We start from the raw sequence: 25,307 nt of genomic DNA, 5'->3' as shown, positions 1-25,307 counted from the left end.
ATACGAGAGACCCTAAAAATAAATTTTTAAACATTATATAATCTATATTAAATCTTATTAGAATCTATAGACAATCTATTTAGATTTATTTATTATAGAATTATCGCATAAAGCTTATGCCTAGTAATTGGTCAAAAATAAGAGATGAATGGCTTGATAGAACCGCCATTGCGAAAGATGATGCTAAATGGGCTTTAGAAGCTTTAATTAATTCTGAAGAAGAATTATTTGAAATAGAACAAAAAATCAAGAATAAAGAGGACGCTATAAGCCAAGTCAAAATTCTGAAGAAAAAGGTTAAAGAAACTATTTCCTCGAAAGAAATTAGTCTCGATGATATTGCTTTAAATACTTCAAATTCAAACAAATTACAAATCTCAGTACCATCAAATCTTACTTATCTTTTAAAGGTTTGGGCCGCAGCAGAGGGTCGTGATCTATCGAGTGTTGCTTTTCAGTGCTTAGAAACTGGAATAAGGGAAATGAAAAGCAAAGGTTCAATACCTTCAGTAGCAGTCAATAGATATGACTCCGCCTGTCAAAAGAGGATTGCACTAGCAGAAGTAAACAATCTATTGGAGAAATACGAAATAGCTCAGAATGAAACCAAATAATTATGAATAACAGAAAAATTATAAAAGGATACAAAACATTAATATCATCAAGTTTTAATGTAGGAACTTCTAAAGATAAATTCAAAGATGGAATAATTTATACAATTTATTCTGATAAATATAATTCACTTAAATTTGGTTTTGCCGAAAATAATAGGGACCTAGAAAAAAATTTATCAAGTGAGGGATTAATTTTATTGGATAGGAAAAAAGGTAAAAAGAAAGAGCTAATTTTGTTAATAACCACTTTAAAAGAACTTGGCATCAAATTTTCAGACAATCTTTATTTCAAATACTCAAATTCTTTAATGAGACATTTATCTACTTTAGGATGGCCTGTTGGAAGATCACTCTATAAACAAAGAAAGATTAAAAAAGAACTTATATGTGCATAAATTCAAATGTAATCGCACTCTAAAGTTTCTCTGGTATCTCTATTTGTGAATGGATTTGTACCAGAGGCACTTTCACAAAATTTCCTAACAATATCTTTTGGCAAAAAAACATTTGTGAAGTCTGCGCCTTGGATTTTTACATTTTCAAACTGTGTACTATATGCGAAAGAATCCTCCAAGTTAGTATTTGATAAGTCTGTTCCATCTAAGACAGCTGAGTCTAAAGTTACTTCTCTTAAATTGGAGTTGCTTAAATTCGTATCTTTCAATTTTGCTCCATAAAGAGTCGCATTTTGGAGTTCACAACCTGATAAATTTGCATCTTGTAAATCAGTCAAATAAAAAGTTGCTCCTTTTAAATCAGATCCAGAAAAATCAGCTCCTATTAAGGATTGTTTACCATAATCCAATGCAGCGAAACTTCTAGAAGGTAAGGTTAAAACAATTATTAAAAAAGTTAAAATTATGAGTCTCATTTGTTTGAAAAGTATTTCGATAAAATTCTAACTTCTTAAGCTGAAATCTAAAAATTAATTATTTACTGAATGCTATATTTATTGAAATAACAAATCACAAACTAGATTTTGGATATAAATCCTTATGATGCAATTGTTGTTGGTTCTGGAGCTACAGGAGGAATAGCAGCACTTACATTGGCAGAACAGGGGATAAAAGTTTTAGTAATAGAAGCTGGACCAAAAATTAAAAGGCTTGAGGCAAGCAATTATGAGCCAAAAAGTACATTAAAAAGATTGTCAGGAGTTCTAACAAGAAAACATGCCAATCAATGCCAACATCCTGGTTATTGGAAGAATAATCCTGATTTATATTCAAATGAATTAAAGCATCCTTATGACTACCCCAAAAAAAAGCCCTTCCTTTGGACTCAAGGTAAGCAATATGGGGGGAGATCACTTACTTGGGGAGGTATAACATTAAGACTTTCCTCAGAAGATTTTCATCCAGCGAAAAAAGACGGCTTCGGACCAAACTGGCCTATTTCATACAAGGAATTATCCCCTCACTATGATTTCATTGAAAGTTTCTGTGGAGTCTATGGACGAGAAGATGATATTAAGGAAGTCCCAAACGGTAAATATAATGGAGAAATACCTCTTACAGAAAACGAAAAAACTTTTGGCAGCAAAGTTAAATCAAAATTAAACTATCCATTTATCCAATCAAGAGGATTTGACTGTAATTCAGCAGTAAAAGATAAAAAATGGCCTAAGTCCTCTAGTTTAGGAAGCACTTTTAAAAAAGCTTTAGATACTGGGAATGTGCAAATAATCTCTAATCACTTAGTAGAGTCTTTTGAAATTAACAAGTTAACAGAGCTTGCATCAAAACTAACGATCGTAAACTTAGAAAATGGATGCAAAGAAGTATTAAATTGTGATTTAATTCTTCTTTGCGCATCAACAATTTCAACACTGAGAATACTACTGAACTCAGAATATAAATCAAATTCCTCTGGGTTTAAAGATGATTCTGGGAAATTAGGTAAATACCTCATGGACCATATATCTATCTGTAGATTTTTTTCAGTCCCAAAAATAAAAAGCTCAGAAAAACCATTAAATAATCCTCCCGATCTTTCTGGAGCAGGCAGCTTCTTTATTCCATTTGGTGCAAATTTACCAAAAATTGACGACATAAATTTCCATAGAGGTTATGGCATATGGGGGGCAATTGATAGATTAGGTATACCTAAATTTTTGCAAAAAGACCCAAACACATCCATAGGCTTTCTTATCGCGCATGGTGAGGTCCTTCCCAGAGAGAGAAACTCAGTTTCTCTCTCAAGAAAAACAGATGAATGGGGGATACCAATTCCCTACATTGATTTCGAATGGAGCGAGAATGAGTTAAATATGGCAAAACATATGGAAAACACAATAAGAAAATCAATAGAAGCTGCAAATGGAGAAATAAAAAATTTTGATGAACTAATGAATATCCCATTAGGGAGTTTCTTTACAAAAAATTTGATCGCTCTTTCAGATAGTCCTCCTCCTCCCGGATATTACATTCATGAAGTAGGAGGCGCACCAATGGGGAATAATGAAGAAAATAGCGTAGTGGATAAATTTAATAGATTATGGAGATGTAAGAATGTACTTGTACTAGATGGAGCATGCTGGCCAACATCATCTTGGCAGAGCCCGACACTTACAATGATGGCTTTGAGTAGAAGAGCCTGTCTAAATATTAAAATGACTTAGAAGGTGTGAATAATTGATTTAAATAAATCTCTGAGACGGAGTTATCGTTACATCCGTTTTGAACAAGAAAAGTAGCTAATGCTGAGTTTATAAGCTTATATTGATCCCACGTTGGGTTACTTAATACGAAATCTTTCATAGTGTTATAAAGAGTTTCTGAAAGCTCTGTTTCTAAAGAGACTTTATTTGAAGAGTACTCGCCGAGTTTCTTATCTGTTAATTTTGATTGACTGATTTGATCCATAATTTTATGTTTTTCTAGATAACCATAATTATGTTTTTTTTTAAAAAAGTCAAAAAAAATTTGCAAACAAACTTTTTCAATTATCAATTGAGACTCAAGCTATAGACTAAATGCAGGAAAAATTTCTTTTTATATCGATAAATTGATAAAACTTTAAAGAAAAGTCAACAATAATGATGAAGTCCTGTTTTTTGGGAAACATGTTGGGATTTCTAATTCAGTGTGGATTTGGACGTGGAAAACTTTTAATAATTTGTGGAAAAAACGGCGATAAATAATTCCTTAAAATTACATTAGCAATACTTATATATACCGAGTCTATTGAGACTTAATCAAGAAAGAGACAGGTGATTCAGCTATTTTCAATGGATTTTCTTAAGATTTGATCTTCTTTAGGCGAGCGAAGCGTGACAGGTCCCAAAGGGTGTTTCGAATTTGGATAAATACTATCGTGATGGTGATGATGAGGATGATTGTGATCATGTTGATGAACTTCCTCATGTTCAATTTCCTGATAATCATCTTCTACTAATTTTGATTGTTCATGATTATGTGTTGAGATTTGACTTTGTATTTCACAAGCACCATTACATTCAGGATCACATAAATCGCAACTTATACCCAAACCTTCTACATGATCATGATGACTTTCTTGTACCAATCCAACTTCTTTTTCAAAGCCAAATAAATTTGATCTATATTTACACGTGGAGCAATTCATAAAATTCTTACCCTCGTTATTAAGAATCTCTTCAATCCTTTCTACAAAAGTATCGACAACATAAGACTGTGATGAAAGATACTTGGCATGTATAAATGAAATATGTGGATTATCAATCGAAACTAAGTCACTTTGCCTTTTGATTCGTGTAACAAGTACTCCTGAGAAAAGGAAATAAGGGAAAATAATTATATTGTTATAACCAAGTCTCACAACATTTTTCAACCCAGGTTCAACAAGAGGGAAAGTTACTCCCGAAAAAACTGTTTCCCCCCACCCTAAACCAATACCCTCTACGATCATTCTCGTAATTTTTGAAACATTAGAATTCGCATCCGGGTCAGAAGAGCCTCTACCAACAACAACTAATAATGATTCTTCAGGTTTGAGAGTATTATTTTGTTTAAATACATCTTTTACTCTTTCACAAGCTGCACTAATCATTAAATTATTAATACCTAATTCTCTTCCATAAATTATTTCAATACCTGTTTTACTTGAATAATTCATAAGCAAGCTAGGTATATCATTTTTTACATGGCCAGCAGCAAAAAGCATTGCGGGTATTGCAATTATTTTTTTTATAGAATGATCTCTTAAATTGTCTAGAGCATCAACAAGAGAAGGTTTGGCAAATTCCAAAAAACCATATTCAACAAGAATGTTTGGATATCTTTTTTGGATGAGTTTAGTTAATTCTTGAAATTCAGTAATGGCTAATTTATTTCTACTCCCGTGTCCACAGATAAGAATCGCTATTTGATTATTTAACTTCGAATCTAAATTATCCAATATTAAGTTATTACTTATAACATAATACTAAAGAACAATATTCAGTAGTGGGGAAAAATAATAACATGCTTGAAATTCCAAATATTAACTCAAAGGACGCAAAGTTAAAGGAATTAATTTATGAAGTTGATGATTCCTTATTTAAGGCAGATAATTATTCTAAAGAAAAATTCGAGCACCTTTGCGTATGTAGTGGAGGTACAACCTCTAGCTGTGCTAAAAATGGTTTTACAACTCTTGATCTAAGAAAAAATTACAGCAAAATTCACTTAGATAGAGAAAGCAATTTAGTAACAATTGGAGGTGGAGTAATAATGGGGGATCTATTAAATCATTTACAAAAACATAATCGAAGTTTTCCTATCGGACTTTCTAAACTTCCTGGAGCAGGCTATATACTTACTGGTGGAGTAAGCCCACTTAGTAGAGCCTACGGATTAGCCATTGATAATATTGAATCAATAAAAGGTTTTTTGGGTAATGGCACATTTATCTCTTTAAAGAAAAATCAAATAAATCCTGAAAAACAATTAATTTGGGAAGCAATTAAAGGCGCAGCACCATTCTTATCAATCATTACCGAAATAGAACTTAAGACTATCCAATCTAATCCAATTAAGGTTATTGAAGGATTTGTAAATCTAAATGAACTTTCAGAAATAATACAACTATCAGAGGAATTTCCAGAAAATATTAGTACTCAATGGATTTATTCCCAAAAAATTTACATATATGTTTTTGCTGAACTCAAAAATAATTTAGAGGATAAAAGAACAAAAGAATCCTTAATGCTTCTAGACAAATTTTCTGCTCTGGAAACAAATTTTTATGAGAACTTTAACAAAATAAATTTCTTTCCAAAGGAATTGAATTTATATGAGCTGAATGCAAATAACCATTCTGAGGTAATTAGTCTTCTTGGAGAAGATTTAAAAAATAATATACCAAGTTTTATAAAATGTTTGAATGAAATAATGGACGATAAACCTAATAATTCCTGTTATGTTGCTTCTCAACAATTAGGTTGTAAAACAAAAAAGTTAAATCATGGCTCAAGCTTTTTTGTTCATAGAAAAAGCACTTGGAAACCATGGATATATGCATCATGGGGAAAAAATGATCTTCAAGAAAGGGAAGTCGCTTTGGACTGGATTTATAAATCGTGGAGTAACCTAAAAAGTTTTTATCCAAATGTTCACTTGGCCCAACTGCATAATCATTTAAATTCTCATGAGGATGAACTTATATTAGCTTTTGGAAATAGAATGAATGAATTAAAAACTTTAAAGAATATTTTTGACCCGCAAGGTATTCTGCCTCCTTTATAAGGTAACTTCATAAGTATAAAGAAACTTACAATGTCAAATTTCTCAAGATATTTATCTAAAAATTGGTTAGATGATCCAAAGTCAAATATTCTCTCTGGCTTAGTTGTTGCTTTTGCGATGATCCCAGAAGCAATTGCTTTTTCAGGTATAGCTGGTGTCGATCCTAAAGTTGGCCTTTTTGGTGCATTTTGCTTATCTATAACAATTGCGATTGTGGGAGGAAGAAGAGGGATGATCACCTCAGCGACAGGTTCAACAGCTCTTTTGATGACTGGACTTGTTGCTTATGGAGAATCACAAGCTCCTGGATTAGGAGTCCCATATCTTATTGCCGCTGGAATATTAACCGGGATTTTTCAAATACTTTGGGGATATTTAAGACTTGCCTACCAAATGCGATTCGTTCCAACAGGAGTATTAAGTGGATTTGTAAATGCATTAGCACTTTTAATATTTCAAGCACAACTACCCCAGTTAGGAATAGGTATTAAAGAATCAAAGGGATTAGTTGAACAAACTCTAAATCAATATCCAGTTAACTCCCAAATTCCAATAGTTTGGGCTCTTGTAATCCTAGGATTAGTAATTATTTATGGGCTTCCAAAAATCACAAAAGTAGTCCCATCTCAACTTATTGCGATAGTAGTAATTACTCTGATAAGCATATTCTTCTATCCAGATGTCCCAACAGTTAGCGATTTGGGCAAATTACCGGATGGATTACCAAGTATTTCTTTACCTTTTGGATCAATAGAAAATGGGAAAGTACCTTTTAGTCTTGAAACATTAGGGATAATTTTACCCACCTCACTTGCAATATCACTTGTAGGTTTAATGGAAACATTTCTAACACAAGACATTTTAGACGATGTAACTGATACAAGTTCTAATAAAAATAAAGAAGCAAGAGGACAGGGGATAGCAAATATTGTGGCATCTTTATTTGGTGGAATGGCAGGTTGTGCCTTAGTTGGGCAATCTGTAATGAATACGGAGAATGGTGGTAAATCTAGATTATCAACCCTCTCGTCAGGTATATCTCTCCTAATTATGATAATCCTCTTAAAGTCTTGGATTGGAGCCATACCAATGGCTGCTTTGGTAGCAATTATGATAACGATCGCAATAAGTACAGCAGACATAAATGGATTAAAAAATATTAGAAAGATACCTAAAAGTGATACTGCTGTCATGCTTATGACTTTCGCAGTTACTATGCTTACGAAACCTCATAATCTTGCACTTGGAGTTATTGCGGGAGTTGCATTAGCTGCAATTCTTTTCAGCAGAAAAGTCGCAAAAGTTATAACTGTCTCAAGAGCAAAAGAAAATAATTTAATTACCTACAAAGTAAAAGGACAATTATTTTTTGTAAGTAAAATTTATTTTTTACAAGGATTTGATATTCATGAACATCCAGAAAATATTGTAATTGATATGTCTTTAGCTCATATTTGGGATCAAAGTGGTGTTGTAGCTCTAGAGCAAATTATTAGAAAATTCCAGAATGGTGGTTCTAAAGTTGAAATTTTAGGATTAAATAAAGAAAGTCTTAACTTATTTGAGAGACTAGGAGGTATGGAAAGCGCTCATTAAAAAAAGTTAATTAAGACTAACTTGTTGATAACAAAACCAAAGCCATTGCTGAAAAAGCAAATTCCTATGAGATCTCCAAGCGGTTTTTGAACTATTTAGATCAAAATTTTCAGGCGGAGGAACATCTCCCTTTTCTTTGTCTCTTTCAATTTCACTAATAATTCTATGCACCGTATATTCAGGATGACCTAAATGCATAAGTTGTTTTTGATCATACGATTCAAATATTGTATATCCGACGTTTTCTCCATAAGCCAATAAATTCAATTTCCCTTTTTTTTGAGCCTTCTCCATCTCCAAATCTGGCAATCCTGCAAATCTACTTTGAGGACAAATAAATTCATCATCTTGTGTTCCCATCAAAGGATGACCAGGGACAAGACTTTTTAAAGGGAATACCCCAAATAATTTCCTTTCAAAAACTTTCTTATCAACACCTGCTAAATAAGCCAGAGCAAAACCAGCCCAACATAACCCAAGAGTACTCGCACAAGAATTTCTGGCTTCATTTACAATTTCCACAAATTCATCCCAATACTTAACATCCTCAAAGGGTAGGTGCTCAATAGGTGCTCCGGTAATAATGATTCCATCTAACGGTTCTGGGTTATTTGCTTCTTCCCATGTTTTGTATAGATTATTTAGATGATTAAGATCCCAGGTTTTATAAGAGTGAGTTTTCAACTTTATCCAAACTGGCTCTATTTGAAGTGGAGATAAACCAAGTGGATGTAATAAGTTAAATTCATACTGCTTTCCAAGAGGCATGATATTCAAAATACCAATCCTAAGTGGACGTATATCCTGTCTTTTTGCCAATTCTGGTTCGATCCAAGATATATGATTTTTCTCAACATCACTTATCTTGTGATAGTTGCTAGGAATTATTAAAGCCAATAAATCTCCTTTACTATGTGATTTGTGAAAGTGCTTGTTCGAAATCTGCTTTTATATCATCAATATGCTCAATTCCTACAGAAACTCTTACCATTGTTGGAGTAACTCCTGCAGATAATTGTTCTTCTTCAGATAATTGCTGGTGAGTTGTTGAAGCTGGATGAATTACTAAAGTTTTTGAATCACCTACATTAGCAAGGTGACTCGCTAATTTTAAGGAATCAATGAATTTCACTGCATTTTCATAACCTCCATTTAGAGAGAACATAAGCATGCAACCCATTCCCCTTCCAGTAGTATATTTTTTGGCACTTGAGTAATATGGATCAGATTCTAGGCCAGGATAATTAACACTACTTACATAAGAATTAGAATCTAACCATTTTGCTAATTCAAGAGCATTAGAAGTTTGTCTTTCTATCCTTAAACTTAAAGTTTCCAAACCCTGCAATAACAAGAAAGAATTAAAAGGGCTTTGAGCTGATCCCCAGTCTCTTAGGCATTCAAGTCTTGCTCTTAACGCAAAAGCTATATTTCTATTGTCAGGCACTCCCAAAGATTTGCAGATATCACTACCGAAACCAAAAGCGTCCCAATGAACGAGCCCATGATAAGCAGCGCTTGGCTCACTCATTAGAGGAAATTTACCATTTCCCCAATCAAAGGTCCCAGCATCAACGATAACCCCTCCGATACTAGTTCCATGTCCACCGATCCATTTCGTTGCACTTTCAACAACGACATCGGCTCCAAAATCAATTGGTCTTATTAAAGCACCACCAGCACCAAGGGTATTATCCACTATTAAAGGAATTCCATTTTCCTTAGCCAAAGCAGAGAGACCTTCAAAATCTGGAATGTTGAACCGAGGATTTCCCATTGATTCGACATATATTGCTTTGGTTTTATCATCAATTTTATTTCTAAAACTATCGACACTATCACCATCAGCAAATTTAACTTCTATTCCTAATCTTGGAAATTGTACTTTAAATTGATTGTAGGTCCCACCATAAAGAAAAGATGTAGAGACAAAATTGTCTCCTGCTGTCATACAGTTCACGATTGCCAAGAATTGAGCAGCTTGACCTGAGGATGTTGCAAGTGCTGCCATACCTCCTTCCAAAGCTGCCATCCTTTTTTCGAAGACATCTGTGGTGGGGTTCATAAGTCGAGTATAAATATTTCCAAATTCTTTTAATCCAAAAAGATTCGCTCCATGCTCTGCATTATCAAAGACATAAGAGCTAGTTTGATAAATAGGTACTGCTCTGGAATTTGTAGTTGGATCAGGTACTTGGCCTGCATGTAACTGAAGAGTCTCGAACTTTTGGTTGCTCAAAATTTTTAAATAATCCTATTATCTATTTAACTTAAAAAAGTCCAAAAAAAAAACAAAAAAAAGATAAATATTTATAAATCCTTTTTTAATGAAGGGTAATTATCTTTCATATATAAACTCAAATCCTCTTTTATCGCAGATCTGAGTTTATCAATATTGGCAGAATCAATTATTGGAAAAGTTTTATTAGCCTCAGGATCTTTTTCAGTAATTGATTTCCAATTCTTACCAACATCTTTTTCAGAGTTGTTTAGAGCCTCATCAAAATTGAAACCCTTATCATTGTTTTTAGCGTCAAATTCGCTAAAAGCTTTATTTATGAGTTCTTTTCTAATTTCGAATATATTCTTGGCTTTTAAAGTATCTGGAAGACTCATAACTGGTTGCAATTCCTTAAGAAGTTTTATTTCCTCTTCAATTAAGAGTGTCCAAACACCATGTTTATTTTTTGGAAGATTAGAATTACTAAAAAAGTTAATTTCACCGAGGTAAAAATTTAACCATAAATAATATGATTTTTCTTCAATAGTTTTTTTTACGGATATCTTTTTATTTTGGATCTTTGGTAGCAACTTTTCTGCTTTCTTCAAAAACTGTCTGTCTTCTCTTTCTAAATTTATTAATCCCCATCTTTGACTGTAGTCCCATAAATCTTCGTATCTTGTTAAGTCTTCTTGATTCCATCCAAGAGCTTTAAGTTCATGAGAACGATGTGATAATTCCTTTTTCAAAAAATACCTTTTAAAACCTTAATAATTCTACCCCCGCGATCAAGATTAGTAAATAAATGAAGAACTTAGCTTTTTAGCAAATTAAATAAATAATCAATTTTTAAAATAATTATTAATAATTTTCAATACATTAATATAAGTTGGATTCTTTTTAGGAATTTGATTACTATAATCATTTTTTTTAAGATCTTTTTCCTCTTTGTCAATAAACAATTTCTTATAAAGGATTTCAATATCATTAAAAAGATAATCTCCTTTTAATTTTTCGTTTAGTTCTAAAGATAATTCAGATTTCACGGATTCTTGGCAAAAATTAGTAATTTCTTCTGAACTAATTAAAACCTTATAAATTTCTTTTTTTTCTTCTGAATTAGCATTAAAGCATAAATAAATCAGATTAATCATTGAACAATTATTATTTTTGATTTTGAATTGTTTATAAATGTCTGGCCAAAATTTCAAGGATTTTAGACCTTCTAAACCTCCTTGACTGAGAGAGTATTTATTACACCAATTTATAAATTCTGAGACATCTTTTGGACATCTTTTGAGTTGCAAAAGCATATCTGATAAAACTTGTCCTGCCTGAAAATTCCTTGTTGGTTTTCCTTCAATTGGTAGAGTCATACTCCCTAAGACGTCAGCCTTAACCGCATTTAATTGAGAAAAAGTATAATCTCCTTTTTCACAAAATTTATCATTAATTATTTCATTTGCACTAATTATTTCTTCACCATAACCAAGTTCTTTTAATGAAAGATATTTATTGTCTAATTTATTTTCTTTTCTAACTTGTAATGATACTGATGCGGCTTGATCCAAACATTGAGTTAACAAAATCGTATTAATGGTAGGGAGCATTCCTGGCTTATCGGAATGAAAGTTATTTACAAAACCTGCAAATATAGATGAGATATTTTTTATTGATTTTATATATTGACATTCAATATTATGAACTCCAGGAGAAACTTGAATTTTTGGCGACAATTGATTTAAAATGCGAGCTCCTATTAAAGCAGTTAGGGAATCAGGATGGCAGAAATTTGCAGTGAAACTATCATTAGGATTTCGTAAATCTCCGTGACGATGAAATCCTGTAAAAAAAGCTAAATTTGGATATTTATTACAGAGAATAAAAGGGGTTTTATTTTTATTATCAATGCAAAAAGAACCCACAAGACAGCCAAGGACCACATTTTCTCTTTTTAAAGTTTTTCTGAGTTCTAAAGCATTTTTTACATCATCTTGTATGTGATTACTGTTTGAAGCAAGAATAACTATCTCACATTCCAATAGAAGATCTTTTAGATCAAAAGACTTTCTTATTCCCTCTGAAGAATAATGTCCCATTCTCTTAATCTTTTCTATAGTCTCATTATCCATATCAGAAAGAACATCATTTGAGAAAGCGCCTAATAAATCTCTATCTTCTCTAGGAGCTAAAAGAATATTATTTGACTTTCCATGCATGGCACAGTTATATGCTAATGATGCAGGATATAAACCAACACTGTAGAATCCAACTTTGCTGTTCTCTATATCTTCAATCAATGAATAAAAATATTTCTCATCATTTATGTTTTCTATAAAATTATTCTTCATTTTTGGAATTTCTTGATAAATTTTTTAATTTCTAATCCGTACCAACATTTTTCTACATTAAAGCAATTCTTGACCATAGCAAATTATTTATTGTAAATATTGAATTTTTTAATTTATAATTTCTATGAAAAATGAAAATTAAATTAAATAAAAATAAGGAATATATGGCAAGTAATTTAAAAGTACAAAAACAATTAATTTCTTCTAAAAATATCTTGATTATTCAAGACATTGACGGAGTTTGTATTCCTTTAGTTAAAGATCCAATGACTAGAGAGTTAGAATCAAAATATATCTATGCAGTAAAAGAATTTGCTGAAGAATTCTTTGTATTAACTTGCGGGGAACATGAAGGTCCAAGAGGGGTTAACAGAATAATAGAAAGGAGTTTAAGGAGCACTACTGAGCCTAAAAACAAAGAACTATACTTAAGAGGTTTAGCAGCCTGTGGAGTAGAGTATCAAGAAAATAATGGTAAAATAAGTTTTGAAGGAGTGTCAAAAGAGGAACTGAATTTTTTATCTAAAGTACCTAGTTTAATAAGACCAGAATTTAATTTTATAGTTAAGAATATTTTTCCTGAACTTAGCCAAGAAGATATCAATTTTCACGCAGTAAAATCAATATGCGAAACACGCTTTTCGCCAACGATTAATTTTAATAGTCTATTTGATTTAGTTCACAATGATTCTGATAAAAGAAAGCTTATTCAAACTAGTTTTGAAAAAATGATGAATGAAATCATCTTCAAAGCTGAATCCGAAGGCCTCAAAAACTCATTTTTCCTTCATATTTCACCAAATTTAGGAAATAAAAATGGTACGGAAACAATTAAACTTTCTTCTAAAGATGATATTGGATCAACAGACATACAATTACTTATTAAAGGAGCAGTTAAAGATTCTGGAGTTTTATTTCTTTTAAATAAATTTATTGCGGATAAAACTGGTAAATCTCCTTTTGGAAGTAATTTTAATTTTAGAGACTCTCCAAATTCTATTCCGGAAAAAATTAATTTATGCAAAAGAACTATTCAAATAGAAGATATGCCATTGATTGTAGGAGTTGGTGACACAGTAACATCAAAAAAAAATAATGGTGAGATGAGTTATTTAAGAGGAGGAAGTGATAGATCTTTTTTAGAGTTTATACAAATATTAGGTAATGAATTTGGTATTAATAATAAAATAATTTTTGTAGATAGTAGTTCTGGTGAAGTTGAAAGACCTTCTACAAAAAAAACTGGTTTGAGAGGGATCAGTGATTCTTATGACAATTTAAAGTTTGATATGGTTTTTCAAAATGGTCCCAAAGAATATATAAGTTGGTTTATTGAACTTGCTAATAAGAGATCAAAATTAAAAAAAAATAGTTGACTTTTTAAGTTTCGAATGACAATTTATAAATAATAGATTTATGAAAGAAGAATTCCCCTCAATATATAAAGAACCTATAGAAACATTGCAAATTAATATAGGTTATAAATGTAATCAGGCTTGTAAGCATTGTCATGTCAATTCAAGTCCTTTAAGAACTGAAAAGATGTCCAATGAAATAATATCTCTTATTCCAAAAATAATTGATAAGTACAAAATCAAGACTTTAGATATAACAGGTGGCGCGCCAGAACTTCACCCAGAATTTAAAAACCTAATAACTAGTTTAAGAACAAAACAAGTTGATATTATTGATAGATGCAATTTAACAATTTTCTTTGAAGAAGGTTATGAAGATCTTCCTCAATTTCTTGCAAAGAATAAAGTAATAGTTACTGCTTCGCTGCCATGTTACGAAAAAGATAATGTTGAGTTTCAAAGAGGTATTGGGGTTTTTGAAAAAAGTATTAATGCTATAAAAATTCTTAATGATCTAGGCTATGGAAAGAAAGAAAATGGATTGCGACTAAATCTTGTTTACAATCCTGTAAACCCAATTCTTCCTCCTTCTCAAGAAACATTGGAAAAGGATTATAAAAAAATACTATTCGAAAAATATAATATTTTTTTTAATAGTTTATACACAATAACTAATATGCCAATAAATAGATATGAAGAATCTCTAAGAAGAGAAGGGAAACTAAATACTTATTACAAATTACTAAAAGAAAATTTTAATGAAAAGAATTTAGAAAATCTTATGTGCAAAAAGACTATTAGTGTAAATTGGCTAGGAGAAATTTATGATTGTGACTTTAACCAACAGATAAATTTCCGCGAAAATAAAGGACCAAAGACACTTTATGATTTATTGGATGAATCATTTACTTTTGACTACAATGTCGCGGTAAAAGAACATTGTTTTGCGTGCACTGCAGGAGCAGGATCAAGTTGCGGAGGGACTTTAAGTTAATAAAATCTGCTAAATGCAATTAGGACATATAGCTCTTACATTTAAAGATGATTCAATTAGTTTAAATCCATTAACTTTTGCTGCAACTTTTCCTGCTTCTAAAACTTCGTCATTTTCGAATTCTTCTGTTCTTCCACACCTAATACAAATCAAATGATGATGGTCAGGTGTGTCGTTACTAATCAATTCATATCTGTGTCCACCCTCACTTAGTTCTAATTCATGAAGTAAACCCATTTGTACTAAAAGCCTTAAAGTTCTATAAATTGTTGCGAGTGAAACTTTGGAACTTGATTTAACTAACTTTTCATGAACCTCTTCAGCACTAAGATGCTTTCCAGAACCAATATTTTCAAATAAATTAAGAACCTTTAGTCTCTGAGGAGTTAGCCTCTTCCCATCTTTATGTAAACCATCACCAAGAGGGGATGTAATGACATTGAACTGAGAGGATAATGGCAAGACTTAACCCATGGCTATTCTCAATAATAACTCTAGATGAGAGTAAAACAACTTTTTGATTTAAAATATTTACTAAAGTTCTTCAAAATATTATGTTAAATGTATCTTTGATATAGAAATAATGAAGGATCATGAAATCTCTTCCAATAAACTATCCCCGACAGTAAACGCTTTGCTAATTATTGATGTTCAGGAAAAGATAATAAGACCAATTTTCAATAAGGATTTAATAATCAAAAATGTCAAGAAGCTATTGAATGCCTACCAAATTTTAGAAGAAAACATATTTGTATCTGAACAGAACCCGCTCAAATTGGGGGGGACTATACCTGAATTATTACCCAAAGCTGGATTTAGAAAAATTGAAAAAATGGAATTTAGCCTAGCTAAAATAGAAGAATGCGCAAAAGAACTTAAAAATAAGAAAGTTACTAATTTAATAGTTTGTGGTATCGAAACCCATATTTGTATTCAACAAACAGTCTTAGATTATTTAAAAAAAGGATTTGAAGTTTTTCTTATATCAGATTCCATGGGCAGTCGAAATAGGGTAGATCATGAAATAGCATTACAGAGAATGACCAAAGAGGGGGCGATCTTAACAACTACTGAATCAATAATTTTTGAATTATGCAAAACTGCGGATAGAAAAGAATTTAAAGAAATTAGAAATATAATAATGAGTTGAAGAAAATTAAGACTGGTTTGTTTTATAGAGATAATTTAAAATTTTATTAGAGATCTATTTTTAGAGTTTATCTGAATATGAAATTAGTTACTGAAAACTTCCTTCTGGCAATATCTATTTTTTTTATTGGAATTTTATTGTCGATAATAATTTCTAAACTTTCAAAAATATTTTTTAAAAAAATCTCCAAAAGGACAAAAACAAATTTCGATGATTTTATTTTTGAGGTAATCTCAGGAATTATTAAACCTATAGGTTTCCTCCTCTCATTTTATTTTTCAATTGACTATTTTTTTGCTGATGAAATAACTTTTATCTCTGTCTTATTGAATATTCTGAAATTATTTATATTAATAATCATCATAAAAGCACTCAACAAAGTTTTAATAAGATCTTTAACAGAATCGACATCGAAAATTAATGATTCCTCAATTAGTTCAATGATATCTTCACTAACTCCTTTGATAAAGGCATTAACATGGACTATTGGGTCAATATTTTTCTTACAAAATATAGGTGTTCAAATGACTGCTATTTGGGCTTTACTAAGTGCAGGTGGTATTGGAGCAGGATTAGCTTTGAAAGATCCAGTTCAGGAGTTTTTTGAATATATAACAATTTTGCTTGATAAACCTTTTCAAAAAGGTGAGTTTATTAAATCTGATGGAGTCTTAGGAATGGTTGAGAGGGTGGGGGTAAGATCCTCAAGGATAAGAAGTATTAATGGAGAAGTAATAGTAATGAGCAACAGCGCTCTAACAAATGGGATAATTTCAAATTACGCACAAATGAAAAAAAGGAGGTTAGTGCATAAATTGGGAGTTGTTTATGAAACCTCTCCAGAACTTATGAAATTGATTCCAATAATAATTAAAAAAATAATCGAAGAGACAAAAGATGCATCTTTTGATAGATGTCATTTCACGGATTTTGGCGACTTCAGTCTTAATTTTGAACTTGTTTATTACATACCCACAAATAATTATCTTGCTGCGATGGAAGCTCAACAAACTATAAATTTAAAAATTATTGAGGAATTTGCAGCCAATAATATAGATTTTGCATTCCCAACCCAAACCTTAAATATTGAGAGTAACAAAGCCAAATGATCGGCAAATCTCTTCACTTAAAATCCAAAGTTTTGAAGCCAACTCATCGCTATTAGCTTCATCACTAACATTACTTTCAACTAATTTATGTTTTTTTCTACCTATAAGTTTATTACTTAAATATATGAAACCAACATTATTTAAATTGGAATCAAGGACAATCTGAGAAAGAATCTTTCCAGCATTTTCTACACTTTCAGAAATTCCTAAAATATTTTGTGCAACTTTAGAAAAAATTAAATATCCAAAGAAATTAAAACGTTTACTATATCTAAAAAAACCTGAATCATCATTTGGTATTACGAGACCGGGAGCCCAAGTAATTACAGAAATTTTACTAGAGGATATTTTTAATTTTTTTGCAAGTTCTTTAGCAAACAAAATATTACATAACTTACTATTTTTATAAGATTCATCAGCATTAAAATTTAAAAATTGACCCGTAACTTTTTTTCTAAAATCAACTAGATTATTAAGCCCTGCTTTCTTTCCTATATTTCCTCCTGAACTTTTGGGATCGTGTACATCTGATGATGTAATAATGATTCTAGATTCTTCTTTATCTCTAACTAAATCTTTTAAGATATTTACTAAGTAAAAATGTGCAAGATGATTAACTGCAAAAGTTAGTTCTATCCCTTGTTTTGATACTTTAGGGTAAAAAGAACCCGTATATTGCAATCCTGCATTTAAAACAAAAACATCTAAAATGATCTTTTTACTAATAAAGTAATCCTTAATTTTTTTAATATTCTCTAGATTTGAAAGATCGCAATTCTCAATAATATTTAAATATTTACTGAGGTAATTTTTATCAAAATATTTCTCAATTGTTTTGAGAAATTCATTCTTTCTTAATTCAGATTTTATTACAACATATAAATTATTTTTCTTCTTTAGTAAATTAATAATGGCAAAAAGCCCTATGCCTGAATTACCTCCAGTAATTAAAATATTTTTATTTTTAATCATTTAACTTGCTATGTATTTTTTTATAATAAAAAATTTTTAAGTATTTTTTATTTTGTAATCTTATAAATTATTGTTAAAACACTGAAAACTTAGTCACTAGTAATTGAGTAATTTGATTATTATTAATCTACTCTCATTATAAGTATTGGATGAAATATATAATCCTAAGTGCAGAATTAATAACTTGTTGCATAAATTTCTTTAATCATAAGATTTATATTTAATGTCAGAAGAAAACATGCCAGATGTTCTTGTTTTGGGTGCGGGGCCTGCAGGTATGGCAATTGCCTCAGCTTTAGGGAAGGAAGAATTAGATGTTGAAGTGCTTTCTCCAAATGGACCAGATGAACCTTGGCCAAACACCTATGGCATTTGGGGGGAAGAAGTTGATCAACTCGGGCTTCAGGATTTACTTGAATATAGATGGAAGAATACTGTAAGTTTTTTTGGGCACGGCGCTTTAGAAGAGCAGGACGACGAGAATAAAGCCACGGAACATTCAATAGATTATGGACTATTTGATAAAAAGAAACTCCACAATTATTGGTTTAATGAATGCGATAAGGCTCTTATTAAATGGCATCAAGGCTTTGCAAACAAAATACATTTTGAAAAATACAAAAGTACAGTAACTACAAAAGATGGCAATACTTACTCTGCAAGATTAGTAGTAGATGCAACAGGATATGATCCTATTTTTCTTAAATTAAAATCGTGTGGTCCCTTAGCAGTCCAAACTTGTTATGGGATAGTAGGTAATTTTAGTAAACCTCCACTGAAGAAAGGGCAGTTTGTATTAATGGACTATAGAAATGACCATCTTAACGATGAGCAAAAAAAAGAACCGCCCACTTTTCTTTATGCCATGGATATGGGGGATGGGAAATATTTTCTTGAAGAGACATCTCTTGGTTTAGTAAATCCTCTAACAATGGAAAATTTAAAAGAGAGACTAGAGAAGAGACTTTCTTATAGAAATATATCAATCACAAGCATGCAACATGAAGAGCTAGGCTTATTTCTCCCTATGAATATGCCAATCCCAGATTTCAAACAACAAATACTCGGATATGGTGGTGCTGCTTCAATGGTACATCCTGCATCTGGATATTTAATTGGTAATGTTTTAAGAAGAGCCCCACTTGTCGCCAAGGCAGTCTCAGAAGCAATTAAAAATAAAAATCTAAGTACCTATCATATTGCTAGAAAAGGTTGGGAAACTTTATGGTCAAAAGAATTAATTAGGAAGAAATCACTTTACCAATTTGGATTAGAAAAACTCATGAGGTTTGACGAGAAAATATTGAGAGAATTTTTTGGCAGTTTTTTCCAATTACCTAAAAACCAATGGTATGGTTTTCTAACTGATACTCTTTCCTTAAGAGAGATTGTATATGCGATGTGCGTAATGTTTATAAAGGCTCCATGGAGTGTAAAGAAAGGTCTTATGGTTATGCATGGTAGAGAATTTAAAATGTTACTTAGGATAATATTTCCAAATATATAGTTCAAAAATGAGAACCATACTAATAAGTGGAGCCAGTAGAGGTATTGGACTAAATATTGCACATAAAGAATTAAAAGAAGGCAATAGAATTAGTATTGGCATAAGAGATTTAGAATCATTAAAAGGAAGTGCTATTGATCCAAATAAATGGCCCGAAGGGAGAATTATAGTCAACCACTATGATGCATTAAAAAAAATTACAGCCGAAAATTGGATAAAAAATACCGTAGATGAATTTGGAGGATTTGATTCATTAATAAATTGTTCTGGAGTATTATCGAAAGTTCCTTTCTTATACAAAGATGGTGATGAAGAAGATATTTTAAATACATTAAATATCAATTTTTTGGCAATTTGGAATTTATGTAGGCTTTCTTGGGATCATTTATGTACCTCAGGCAGAGGAAGAATTATTGTTTTAGTTTCAATGAGTGGGAAAAGATCTAAAGGCGATTTAGCCGCTTATTCTTCTTCAAAGTTTGCTTTGATGGGATTATGCCAAACGATGAAAAATAAAGGTTGGGATAAAAATATAAGGGTTTCAGCAATTTGCCCAAGCTGGGTTAATACAAAAATGGCCCAAAATATCTCTTCACTAGACAAATCAAGCATGACACAACCTGAAGATATTGCTGAGATATGCTCAACTATTCTGAAGCTACCTACAGCATCAGTTCCATTTGAAATTGCATTAAATTGTAATTATGAAATTTAACCTAAATTGAAAATCAAGTAAGCGATTGAGAGCATTGCAATTGCTATAAAAAGACCTTTTATTCGATTAGTTAACAACGAAAAAAGAGATAAATCTTCAGAAAAATATCCCCCAAAACTACCTGTCAAAAATAATACAACCATTGGTAGAGATGCCGCTCCGAAAGAATAAGAGATAGCTTTTAAGAATCCAAAATTCAAATAATTTAAAATCAAGGAACTTAATGAAAACAATAAAAAGGATGCAAATAAAGTAATGGAAACTTCAGCATCTAAAGTGTGAGGTAAGCTTCCCTTTAATTCAAATTGTTTTTTGCATTCTCTAATTTGTCTTTTAGAAAGTTTTAAATAACCAGTTTCAGGAATTCTTTGAGATTTATATTTTCTTAGAAGCCTTGCTTCGAGTGTTTCTGGCTCCTTTGTCATAATTGAAGTTAATAATTCATCTGGTTTTAATTGCTTAATTTTCTTCTCAAGATTATCAGTTTTCCCAATTCTATAAAGATCTCCAACTCTTATAAGGTAAACATATCCCGGCATTTGCGTTGTAAAATAAAATCTAATCCTATTTAGATAATACTCAAAGAATCGAGGAAATTAAAAGTTTTTACAAAATGAAAAACGATATTTTATATTCATTTCGAAGATGTCCATACGCAATTCGTGTTAGATGGGCCCTATTAATTTGTGACATCAAAGTAGAGATAAGAGAAATTGATTTAAAAAATAAACCTCTTGATTTTCTAAATAAATCTAAGACAAAAACGGTTCCAATTTTAATAACAAAAAATAGTAAAGTTATTGAAGAAAGTCTTGAAATCATACTATGGGCACTCTCAAATTCAAAAAAGGAAAACATTAAAAATATCTATATTCCTGATAATAAGAAGGAAGATATTTTTGAAATAATTAACGAAAATGATAACGAATTCAAATATCATTTGGATCGATTTAAATATTCCACAAGATATCAGAATAATAATGAAGAATTGCATTTCACAAAAGCCATTAAATTTATTAAGAGATGGAATTCAGGTCTCGTAGATAATAAATATTTATTTGGAGATACCCCAACAATCGCTGACTGGTCTGTTTGGCCTTTTGTAAGACAATTTAAAATCGCCTGTGAAAGTCAAAAAAGAACAAATTATTTGGACCCACCAATAAAAGACTGGTTAGATTCTTTTGAAAAGAATAGAAAATTTAAATCCTTAATGTATAAATACGAATTATGGGAACCTAATTCTAGAAGGAATTATTTTCCTTCTAATTAGCTTTCTAACAACTTCCTTTTCTCTATTATCTTTGCTAACTCCAAAAAATATCCCGCAGTCCTAAATTTACCAATATTCTTTTCCTTAAAATCAAGGTCACTTCTAATTTCTGCGGTCTCCGCCATAAGCAAATCCAAATCATTTGATCCAAGACTATACAATTCGCCAATTTCGATTTCCCTGCCAAGTAAATGACTCCTAAACCACTTCCCTTTATTTTCTTGAGGTGGAATATCGTAGGGAGTAAATGACATTAAAATAAAATTAAATATAAAACCATTCTAGAGTTATTATTCAAATTTTTGCATTTCCCCTTTATTAAAAATTAATGCCATAAGAAGAATTGCAAATGTAATTACAGCACAAATTTCTGTCCAGTAATCTATTCCAATTTTAGAAATCATTAATGGTGCCAAAACCGTAAATAATCCCCCTGAAAGAATTAACTGTGCGAATAGCTGTTTTGATGTAAAAATTGGTAGAGTCCTAGAAATATTTTTGGGATCTGCAAGCCTTAAAAGAAGTAATCCAGAAGCAACTACACCTGTAGAGTTACCAAACTCAATCAAACTTTTTTCAAACCAGTAATCGTCAAATATAAAGTATGCAAAATAAGCAATACAAATTAAATTCCAAAATAAACCAAAAATAGTAAAAACTAAAATTATTAGCCAATTTTCAAAAACAACAGCAATATCTAAGCTTGCCATAGCTGTAAAAATCAATAGATCTGTAGATAAAATCCCAATCTCCCTTTGCAAAATATTTGAAATAAATTCTGTATTGTTGGATTTTTCTAAAATATATCTAATTAGGAGTGAGCCTATAAGAATAAAAGGGAATACTGGGAGTGAAAAGATAATTTCTTTCGAAAATTCACCAAAAAAACTTGAGATATATCTTAAAAAATTAAGTAACAACACTCCAAAAGAAATTGCCAGCCCAGAGAATCCAAGATTGATTATCAAGATTCTTAAATCAGCAAAAATTCTTATTTTACTGTTTGCCTTTAGATTATCTTTTTTATCAGAAATTTCCTCAGTATCTGAAAGGCCTAAATTTCTCCCAAGAAAAATAAATATACTTCCCAATAATGAAGATGATAAAAGACCCATTGTTGCCATAGCCAGACCGAGATCTAAACCATTTGGAAAACCTAGTCTATTAAAACTCTCACCGATGATAGATGCAGCTCCATGCCCCCCTTGAAAACCAACCTCGATCAAACAGCCCATTAGAGGATTAGTATCCATAGATGGAGGCAAGAAATATTTAACAACTAGACCGCCAACAAAAAATTGTCCGAAACCTAGAGAAAGAGCAAGCAAAAACTGATTAAAGATTGGTTTAACTAAACCATTTATATTTGGAATGGGTCTTCCCATCATTAAAGTTGCGAAGACCAATGATAAAAGAGGAGTAGGAAAATTACTCCAAACATTGATAGTTTCTTTTGGTAAAAAGTGTATCGCCCCAAATGGACCTATAAATATACCTAAAACCCCAGATATAACAGCTATTGGCAATCCAAATCTCTCAAGTTGAACAGCAAGTTTTAATCTCTTCCCAAAAATCAAGAAGAAAAATATAATTAAAAATCCAAAAAAACTTATTAATAAAGAATTTGAAAAAATATCCTTATTCTGTAGATAATAAATATTCAAAGACTTCAAAAACATATTAATATAAATCTAAATTAATAACCAAATTTTTTCAAATAAAAAAGGCCTCATAAAATGAGGCCTTTAAAACTAAATATTAATTAGATTTAGTCTTTTAAAGTAACAGTAGCATTATCAATGTTACCTATTGCATTTGTAACTCTCTTAAAGTCAAAACCTAGTGCTCTTAGAGCATGCCATAGATGACCTTGGATAAAGAAGAATCCAAAATAGTAGTGAACATTTGCCAACCATGCTCTGTTTGTGTACTCACCAGCAGGAAGATCGCCAGTATCTACCCAGTAAGGAGAAATACTAAATTTCAATTGCAGTGGCTCACCAAAGAATTCAGTTGGATAAACTGTTGTATTAGTAGCACTCCAGAAAGCAGCAATAATTGCCATCCAACCAATACCTGCTAGAGACCATGAAAGTACAGCCTCAGCGGAAAGAAGTCCTTTACCTTTGAATTTGGTGTATTCTCCAACTTGCTTTGTAGCAATATGGAAAGCACCACCAGTAATTTCAACAAAGGCTAAGAAAGCATGACCACCTAAAACATCTTCAAGACTATCGATAGTCAAGAAATCAACCTGATGATTCCATATATGTGACAAATTCAAATCATATTCAACTTGTCTAACTGCACCAATAGCAGGGTCATATATCCCATGCCATTTGGCCCATTCTACGAACCAAATACAAGCAACACCAAAGAAAATTAAATGATGCCCAAGTATAAATGTCAATTTATCTGGATCATCCCAACTAAGGCTGAATTTTCTTGCTTTTTCTAAATCAGCTTCTTGTAAATCTCCTGGCAATAGTACTGAATGTAAAAGTCCACCACCGGCATAAACCATTGATAAAATCAAGTGGACGATAGCAATTACTACTACAGGTTTAGTATCTCCCATCACAACCCCATTAGCGTCAAACCCTATTCCAAGGGCAGCCAAATGAGGAAGGGCGATAAGAGGTTGATGACCCATAGGGATAGAGGGGTCAAATCGTGAAAGTTCAAAAAGGGTGAAAGCACCAGCCCAGAAAGCGATTAATCCAGTATGCGCAATATGCGCAGCAATGAATTTTCCTGTGCGATTCGTTACACCTGAATTACCAGCCCACCATCCGTAGGTGACATCTGGATTTCCATAGGTTTGCATTTAGGAATTGATTAGCTTAAACGTCTTGAGAATACTTTATATTTCAACAAACAGTTGGATTCACAACAAAATTGTAAAGGTTAGTAATCCTAGCAATAACTAAACAAGAAATCTTCTAGGAAAAATCGAACCGCAAAGAAGGTAGATTTAAGATGAAAAGTTATTGGCAGAAATGATATATGGAATAAAAAAATAATTATTCCTCAATTTAAATATTTTTGATAAATTTCTTTTTGCTGACATTAATATTATTTTGTTTCATTAAAACTTCTTAGTCCTTGCCTCCTTCTCAAGAAATTATTAAAAAGAAAGTAAGAAAATAAATCTCATGGCAACTTCTCAAAAATCTTCTAGAAAATTTTCACTAGAAATGAAATCCGAAGTTCATTACAAAAAAGCCGCAAAATCTTACAGAAAATCACAACAATATATAAAAATGATTAATCTTTATCCAACTTTGCAAAACACCCTAATTGACTGTAAAGATGAGAATCTAATTGAATAGGAATTAGATATATCTTTCCAAATTAATCCTAAAAGAATTCTTTTTAAATTTAGGCTGCAATATTATCATTTTCTTCAAAATAGAATTTATTAATAATACTTCTACACATTTTAATATTATAAAGAGCTTTGGGCTTCCAAGGTTTTTTCTGACCAAGAGGAGAGCTTTTCCAATGAATTCCAGGCTTGAGAATTCCATTTTCACGTAAAAAAGAAAGTTTAATTTCTGTTATTCCTAAGTTTTTAGCTGTCAACTCCGAAGAGCTCCATATATCCCCTAACATTTAATTAAGTAAATATTATTAATCCTTAATAACGTTAATTTTATTTTTTTGAAAGGGGTAAAACATTTAAATAATTATTAAGCTACAAAAAGCCCAGTATTTACATTAAAAATTTATTAAAAAATCTATA

27 protein-coding genes are annotated in these 25,307 nt (G+C 31.3%); 13 read left to right on the top strand and 14 right to left on the bottom strand.

Features of this window, described 5'->3' with window-relative positions:
* Nucleotides 1–116 precede the first annotated feature (116 nt).
* The gene (locus HA146_RS03350) at nt 117–614 is read left to right on the top strand and encodes a VHS domain-containing protein (protein WP_209108152.1); all 498 of its coding nucleotides are present in this window, start codon (nt 117–119) and stop codon (nt 612–614) included.
* A 2-nt stretch (nt 615–616) separates the two neighbouring features.
* Nucleotides 617–1,009 (top strand): LEM domain-containing protein, encoded by a 393-nt coding sequence (locus HA146_RS03345; RefSeq protein WP_209108151.1) that lies wholly within the window; start codon nt 617–619, stop codon nt 1,007–1,009.
* Nucleotides 1,010–1,011: 2 nt separating this feature from the next.
* Here the strand turns inward: HA146_RS03345 and HA146_RS03340 are convergent, their stop codons facing one another.
* Complete coding sequence (locus HA146_RS03340; RefSeq protein WP_209108150.1) at nt 1,012–1,485, bottom strand: pentapeptide repeat-containing protein; 474 nt, start codon at nt 1,483–1,485, stop codon at nt 1,012–1,014.
* Between the two features lie 108 nt (nt 1,486–1,593).
* On the opposite strand from HA146_RS03340, the gene HA146_RS03335 reads away from it, so the two are divergent.
* Nucleotides 1,594–3,234 carry a GMC oxidoreductase gene (locus tag HA146_RS03335; RefSeq protein ID WP_209108149.1) on the top strand — a complete coding sequence of 547 codons (1,641 nt, stop codon included), beginning with the start codon at nt 1,594–1,596 and terminating at the stop codon, nt 3,232–3,234.
* Here the strand turns inward: HA146_RS03335 and HA146_RS03330 are convergent.
* Together HA146_RS03330 and HA146_RS03325 are read right to left on the bottom strand one after the other, a co-directional pair.
* Entirely contained in the window at nt 3,221–3,478 is a 258-nt protein-coding gene (locus HA146_RS03330) for a DUF2811 domain-containing protein (protein ID WP_209108148.1), read from the bottom strand. The two genes, HA146_RS03335 and HA146_RS03330, sit on opposite strands and share 14 nt — an antisense overlap.
* Nucleotides 3,479–3,830: 352 nt before the next feature.
* Nucleotides 3,831–4,991 carry a sirohydrochlorin chelatase gene (locus HA146_RS03325; protein WP_209108147.1) on the bottom strand — a complete coding sequence of 387 codons (1,161 nt, stop codon included), beginning with the start codon at nt 4,989–4,991 and terminating at the stop codon, nt 3,831–3,833.
* 65 nt (nt 4,992–5,056) lie between these two features.
* On the opposite strand from HA146_RS03325, the gene HA146_RS03320 reads away from it, so the two are divergent.
* Nucleotides 5,057–6,319, top strand: a complete 1,263-nt coding sequence (locus HA146_RS03320; protein WP_245157407.1) for an FAD-binding oxidoreductase — start codon at nt 5,057–5,059, stop codon at nt 6,317–6,319.
* 30 nt (nt 6,320–6,349) lie between these two features.
* Entirely contained in the window at nt 6,350–7,915 is a 1,566-nt protein-coding gene (locus HA146_RS03315) for a SulP family inorganic anion transporter (protein WP_209108145.1), read from the top strand.
* 6 nt (nt 7,916–7,921) lie between these two features.
* Here the strand turns inward: HA146_RS03315 and HA146_RS03310 are convergent, their stop codons facing one another.
* The 4 genes from HA146_RS03310 to HA146_RS03295 form a co-directional block, all read right to left on the bottom strand.
* Nucleotides 7,922–8,812, bottom strand: coding sequence for a homoserine O-succinyltransferase (locus HA146_RS03310; RefSeq protein WP_209108144.1), 891 nt, complete (start codon nt 8,810–8,812; stop codon nt 7,922–7,924).
* Nucleotides 8,813–8,825: 13 nt separating this feature from the next.
* Nucleotides 8,826–10,154: an O-acetylhomoserine aminocarboxypropyltransferase/cysteine synthase family protein gene (locus HA146_RS03305; RefSeq protein ID WP_209108143.1), complete on the bottom strand. Its 1,329-nt coding sequence runs from the start codon at nt 10,152–10,154 to the stop codon at nt 8,826–8,828.
* A 71-nt stretch (nt 10,155–10,225) separates the two neighbouring features.
* On the bottom strand, nt 10,226–10,885 hold the full coding sequence (locus HA146_RS03300; RefSeq protein ID WP_209108142.1) for a hypothetical protein: 660 nt from the start codon (nt 10,883–10,885) through the stop codon (nt 10,226–10,228).
* Nucleotides 10,886–10,978: 93 nt separating this feature from the next.
* On the bottom strand, nt 10,979–12,487 hold the full coding sequence (locus HA146_RS03295) for a hypothetical protein (protein WP_209108141.1): 1,509 nt from the start codon (nt 12,485–12,487) through the stop codon (nt 10,979–10,981).
* A gap of 131 nt (nt 12,488–12,618) precedes the next feature.
* Between HA146_RS03295 and stpA the strand changes: the two genes are divergently transcribed.
* Both stpA and arsS read left to right on the top strand, forming a co-directional pair.
* Nucleotides 12,619–13,863, top strand: a complete 1,245-nt coding sequence (stpA, locus tag HA146_RS03290) for a glucosylglycerol 3-phosphatase (protein ID WP_245157406.1) — start codon at nt 12,619–12,621, stop codon at nt 13,861–13,863.
* Between the two features lie 40 nt (nt 13,864–13,903).
* Complete coding sequence (gene arsS, locus HA146_RS03285) at nt 13,904–14,836, top strand: arsenosugar biosynthesis radical SAM (seleno)protein ArsS (protein ID WP_209108140.1); 933 nt, start codon at nt 13,904–13,906, stop codon at nt 14,834–14,836.
* A gap of 9 nt (nt 14,837–14,845) precedes the next feature.
* Here arsS and HA146_RS03280 read toward each other — a convergent pair whose 3' ends face one another.
* Entirely contained in the window at nt 14,846–15,298 is a 453-nt protein-coding gene (locus HA146_RS03280) for a Fur family transcriptional regulator (RefSeq protein ID WP_209108139.1), read from the bottom strand.
* A gap of 121 nt (nt 15,299–15,419) precedes the next feature.
* Here HA146_RS03280 and HA146_RS03275 point away from each other — a divergent pair, with 121 nt between their 5' ends.
* Both HA146_RS03275 and HA146_RS03270 read left to right on the top strand, forming a co-directional pair.
* Nucleotides 15,420–15,986, top strand: a complete 567-nt coding sequence (locus HA146_RS03275; RefSeq protein ID WP_209108138.1) for a hydrolase — start codon at nt 15,420–15,422, stop codon at nt 15,984–15,986.
* 77 nt (nt 15,987–16,063) lie between these two features.
* Nucleotides 16,064–17,095: a mechanosensitive ion channel family protein gene (locus tag HA146_RS03270; RefSeq protein WP_209108137.1), complete on the top strand. Its 1,032-nt coding sequence runs from the start codon at nt 16,064–16,066 to the stop codon at nt 17,093–17,095.
* Here the strand turns inward: HA146_RS03270 and HA146_RS03265 are convergent.
* On the bottom strand, nt 17,066–18,067 hold the full coding sequence (locus HA146_RS03265) for an SDR family NAD(P)-dependent oxidoreductase (protein ID WP_209108136.1): 1,002 nt from the start codon (nt 18,065–18,067) through the stop codon (nt 17,066–17,068). The two genes, HA146_RS03270 and HA146_RS03265, sit on opposite strands and share 30 nt — an antisense overlap.
* A gap of 223 nt (nt 18,068–18,290) precedes the next feature.
* Between HA146_RS03265 and crtL the strand changes: the two genes are divergently transcribed.
* The gene (gene crtL, locus HA146_RS03260) at nt 18,291–19,574 is read left to right on the top strand and encodes a lycopene beta cyclase (protein ID WP_209108135.1); all 1,284 of its coding nucleotides are present in this window, start codon (nt 18,291–18,293) and stop codon (nt 19,572–19,574) included.
* Nucleotides 19,575–19,581: 7 nt separating this feature from the next.
* Nucleotides 19,582–20,289 (top strand): SDR family NAD(P)-dependent oxidoreductase, encoded by a 708-nt coding sequence (locus tag HA146_RS03255; RefSeq protein WP_209108134.1) that lies wholly within the window; start codon nt 19,582–19,584, stop codon nt 20,287–20,289.
* On the opposite strand, the gene HA146_RS03250 is transcribed toward HA146_RS03255, so the two are convergent.
* Complete coding sequence (locus tag HA146_RS03250) at nt 20,286–20,828, bottom strand: GIY-YIG nuclease family protein (protein WP_209108133.1); 543 nt, start codon at nt 20,826–20,828, stop codon at nt 20,286–20,288. The two genes, HA146_RS03255 and HA146_RS03250, sit on opposite strands and share 4 nt — an antisense overlap.
* A gap of 74 nt (nt 20,829–20,902) precedes the next feature.
* Between HA146_RS03250 and HA146_RS03245 the strand changes: the two genes are divergently transcribed.
* Entirely contained in the window at nt 20,903–21,562 is a 660-nt protein-coding gene (locus tag HA146_RS03245) for a glutathione S-transferase (RefSeq protein ID WP_209108132.1), read from the top strand.
* On the opposite strand, the gene HA146_RS03240 is transcribed toward HA146_RS03245, so the two are convergent.
* The 3 genes from HA146_RS03240 to HA146_RS03230 all read right to left on the bottom strand — a co-directional run bounded on the left by HA146_RS03240 (nt 21,559) and on the right by HA146_RS03230 (nt 24,389).
* Nucleotides 21,559–21,816, bottom strand: a complete 258-nt coding sequence (locus tag HA146_RS03240; RefSeq protein WP_209108131.1) for a hypothetical protein — start codon at nt 21,814–21,816, stop codon at nt 21,559–21,561. The two genes, HA146_RS03245 and HA146_RS03240, sit on opposite strands and share 4 nt — an antisense overlap.
* A gap of 36 nt (nt 21,817–21,852) precedes the next feature.
* Nucleotides 21,853–23,241: a sodium:solute symporter gene (locus HA146_RS03235; RefSeq protein WP_209108130.1), complete on the bottom strand. Its 1,389-nt coding sequence runs from the start codon at nt 23,239–23,241 to the stop codon at nt 21,853–21,855.
* Nucleotides 23,242–23,330: 89 nt separating this feature from the next.
* A complete protein-coding gene (locus tag HA146_RS03230; protein ID WP_209108129.1) occupies nt 23,331–24,389 on the bottom strand; it encodes a chlorophyll a/b binding light-harvesting protein in 1,059 nt (352 codons plus the stop codon).
* A gap of 328 nt (nt 24,390–24,717) precedes the next feature.
* On the opposite strand from HA146_RS03230, the gene HA146_RS03225 reads away from it, so the two are divergent.
* The gene (locus HA146_RS03225) at nt 24,718–24,894 is read left to right on the top strand and encodes a hypothetical protein (RefSeq protein ID WP_209108128.1); all 177 of its coding nucleotides are present in this window, start codon (nt 24,718–24,720) and stop codon (nt 24,892–24,894) included.
* Nucleotides 24,895–24,943: 49 nt separating this feature from the next.
* Here the strand turns inward: HA146_RS03225 and HA146_RS03220 are convergent, their stop codons facing one another.
* Nucleotides 24,944–25,177, bottom strand: a complete 234-nt coding sequence (locus HA146_RS03220; protein WP_209108127.1) for a hypothetical protein — start codon at nt 25,175–25,177, stop codon at nt 24,944–24,946.
* Between the last annotated feature and the right edge of the window lie 130 nt (nt 25,178–25,307).

Origin of the sequence: Prochlorococcus marinus CUG1416 (genome assembly GCF_017695965.1) — a bacterium.
Taxonomy (GTDB): Bacteria; Cyanobacteriota; Cyanobacteriia; order PCC-6307; family Cyanobiaceae; genus Prochlorococcus_A.
This window is presented reverse-complemented; position numbering and strand designations above follow the sequence as displayed.

Excerpts from the sequence above, each read along its gene's own strand:
- HA146_RS03350 (WP_209108152.1), top strand. The coding sequence starts at position 117 with ATGCCTAGTAATTGGTCAAAAATAAGAGATGAATGGCTTGATAGAACC.
- HA146_RS03345 (WP_209108151.1), top strand. The coding sequence starts at position 617 with ATGAATAACAGAAAAATTATAAAAGGATACAAAACATTAATATCATCA.
- HA146_RS03340 (WP_209108150.1), bottom strand. The coding sequence starts at position 1,485 with ATGAGACTCATAATTTTAACTTTTTTAATAATTGTTTTAACCTTACCT.
- HA146_RS03330 (WP_209108148.1), bottom strand. The coding sequence starts at position 3,478 with ATGGATCAAATCAGTCAATCAAAATTAACAGATAAGAAACTCGGCGAG.
- HA146_RS03320 (WP_245157407.1), top strand. The coding sequence starts at position 5,057 with ATGCTTGAAATTCCAAATATTAACTCAAAGGACGCAAAGTTAAAGGAA.
- HA146_RS03315 (WP_209108145.1), top strand. The coding sequence starts at position 6,350 with ATGTCAAATTTCTCAAGATATTTATCTAAAAATTGGTTAGATGATCCA.
- HA146_RS03295 (WP_209108141.1), bottom strand. The coding sequence starts at position 12,487 with ATGAAGAATAATTTTATAGAAAACATAAATGATGAGAAATATTTTTAT.
- stpA (WP_245157406.1), top strand. The coding sequence starts at position 12,619 with ATGAAAATTAAATTAAATAAAAATAAGGAATATATGGCAAGTAATTTA.
- arsS (WP_209108140.1), top strand. The coding sequence starts at position 13,904 with ATGAAAGAAGAATTCCCCTCAATATATAAAGAACCTATAGAAACATTG.
- HA146_RS03275 (WP_209108138.1), top strand. The coding sequence starts at position 15,420 with ATGAAGGATCATGAAATCTCTTCCAATAAACTATCCCCGACAGTAAAC.
- HA146_RS03270 (WP_209108137.1), top strand. The coding sequence starts at position 16,064 with ATGAAATTAGTTACTGAAAACTTCCTTCTGGCAATATCTATTTTTTTT.
- HA146_RS03265 (WP_209108136.1), bottom strand. The coding sequence starts at position 18,067 with ATGATTAAAAATAAAAATATTTTAATTACTGGAGGTAATTCAGGCATA.
- crtL (WP_209108135.1), top strand. The coding sequence starts at position 18,291 with ATGTCAGAAGAAAACATGCCAGATGTTCTTGTTTTGGGTGCGGGGCCT.
- HA146_RS03255 (WP_209108134.1), top strand. The coding sequence starts at position 19,582 with ATGAGAACCATACTAATAAGTGGAGCCAGTAGAGGTATTGGACTAAAT.
- HA146_RS03250 (WP_209108133.1), bottom strand. The coding sequence starts at position 20,828 with ATGCCGGGATATGTTTACCTTATAAGAGTTGGAGATCTTTATAGAATT.
- HA146_RS03245 (WP_209108132.1), top strand. The coding sequence starts at position 20,903 with ATGAAAAACGATATTTTATATTCATTTCGAAGATGTCCATACGCAATT.
- HA146_RS03240 (WP_209108131.1), bottom strand. The coding sequence starts at position 21,816 with ATGTCATTTACTCCCTACGATATTCCACCTCAAGAAAATAAAGGGAAG.
- HA146_RS03235 (WP_209108130.1), bottom strand. The coding sequence starts at position 23,241 with ATGTTTTTGAAGTCTTTGAATATTTATTATCTACAGAATAAGGATATT.
- HA146_RS03230 (WP_209108129.1), bottom strand. The coding sequence starts at position 24,389 with ATGCAAACCTATGGAAATCCAGATGTCACCTACGGATGGTGGGCTGGT.
- HA146_RS03225 (WP_209108128.1), top strand. The coding sequence starts at position 24,718 with ATGGCAACTTCTCAAAAATCTTCTAGAAAATTTTCACTAGAAATGAAA.
- HA146_RS03220 (WP_209108127.1), bottom strand. The coding sequence starts at position 25,177 with ATGTTAGGGGATATATGGAGCTCTTCGGAGTTGACAGCTAAAAACTTA.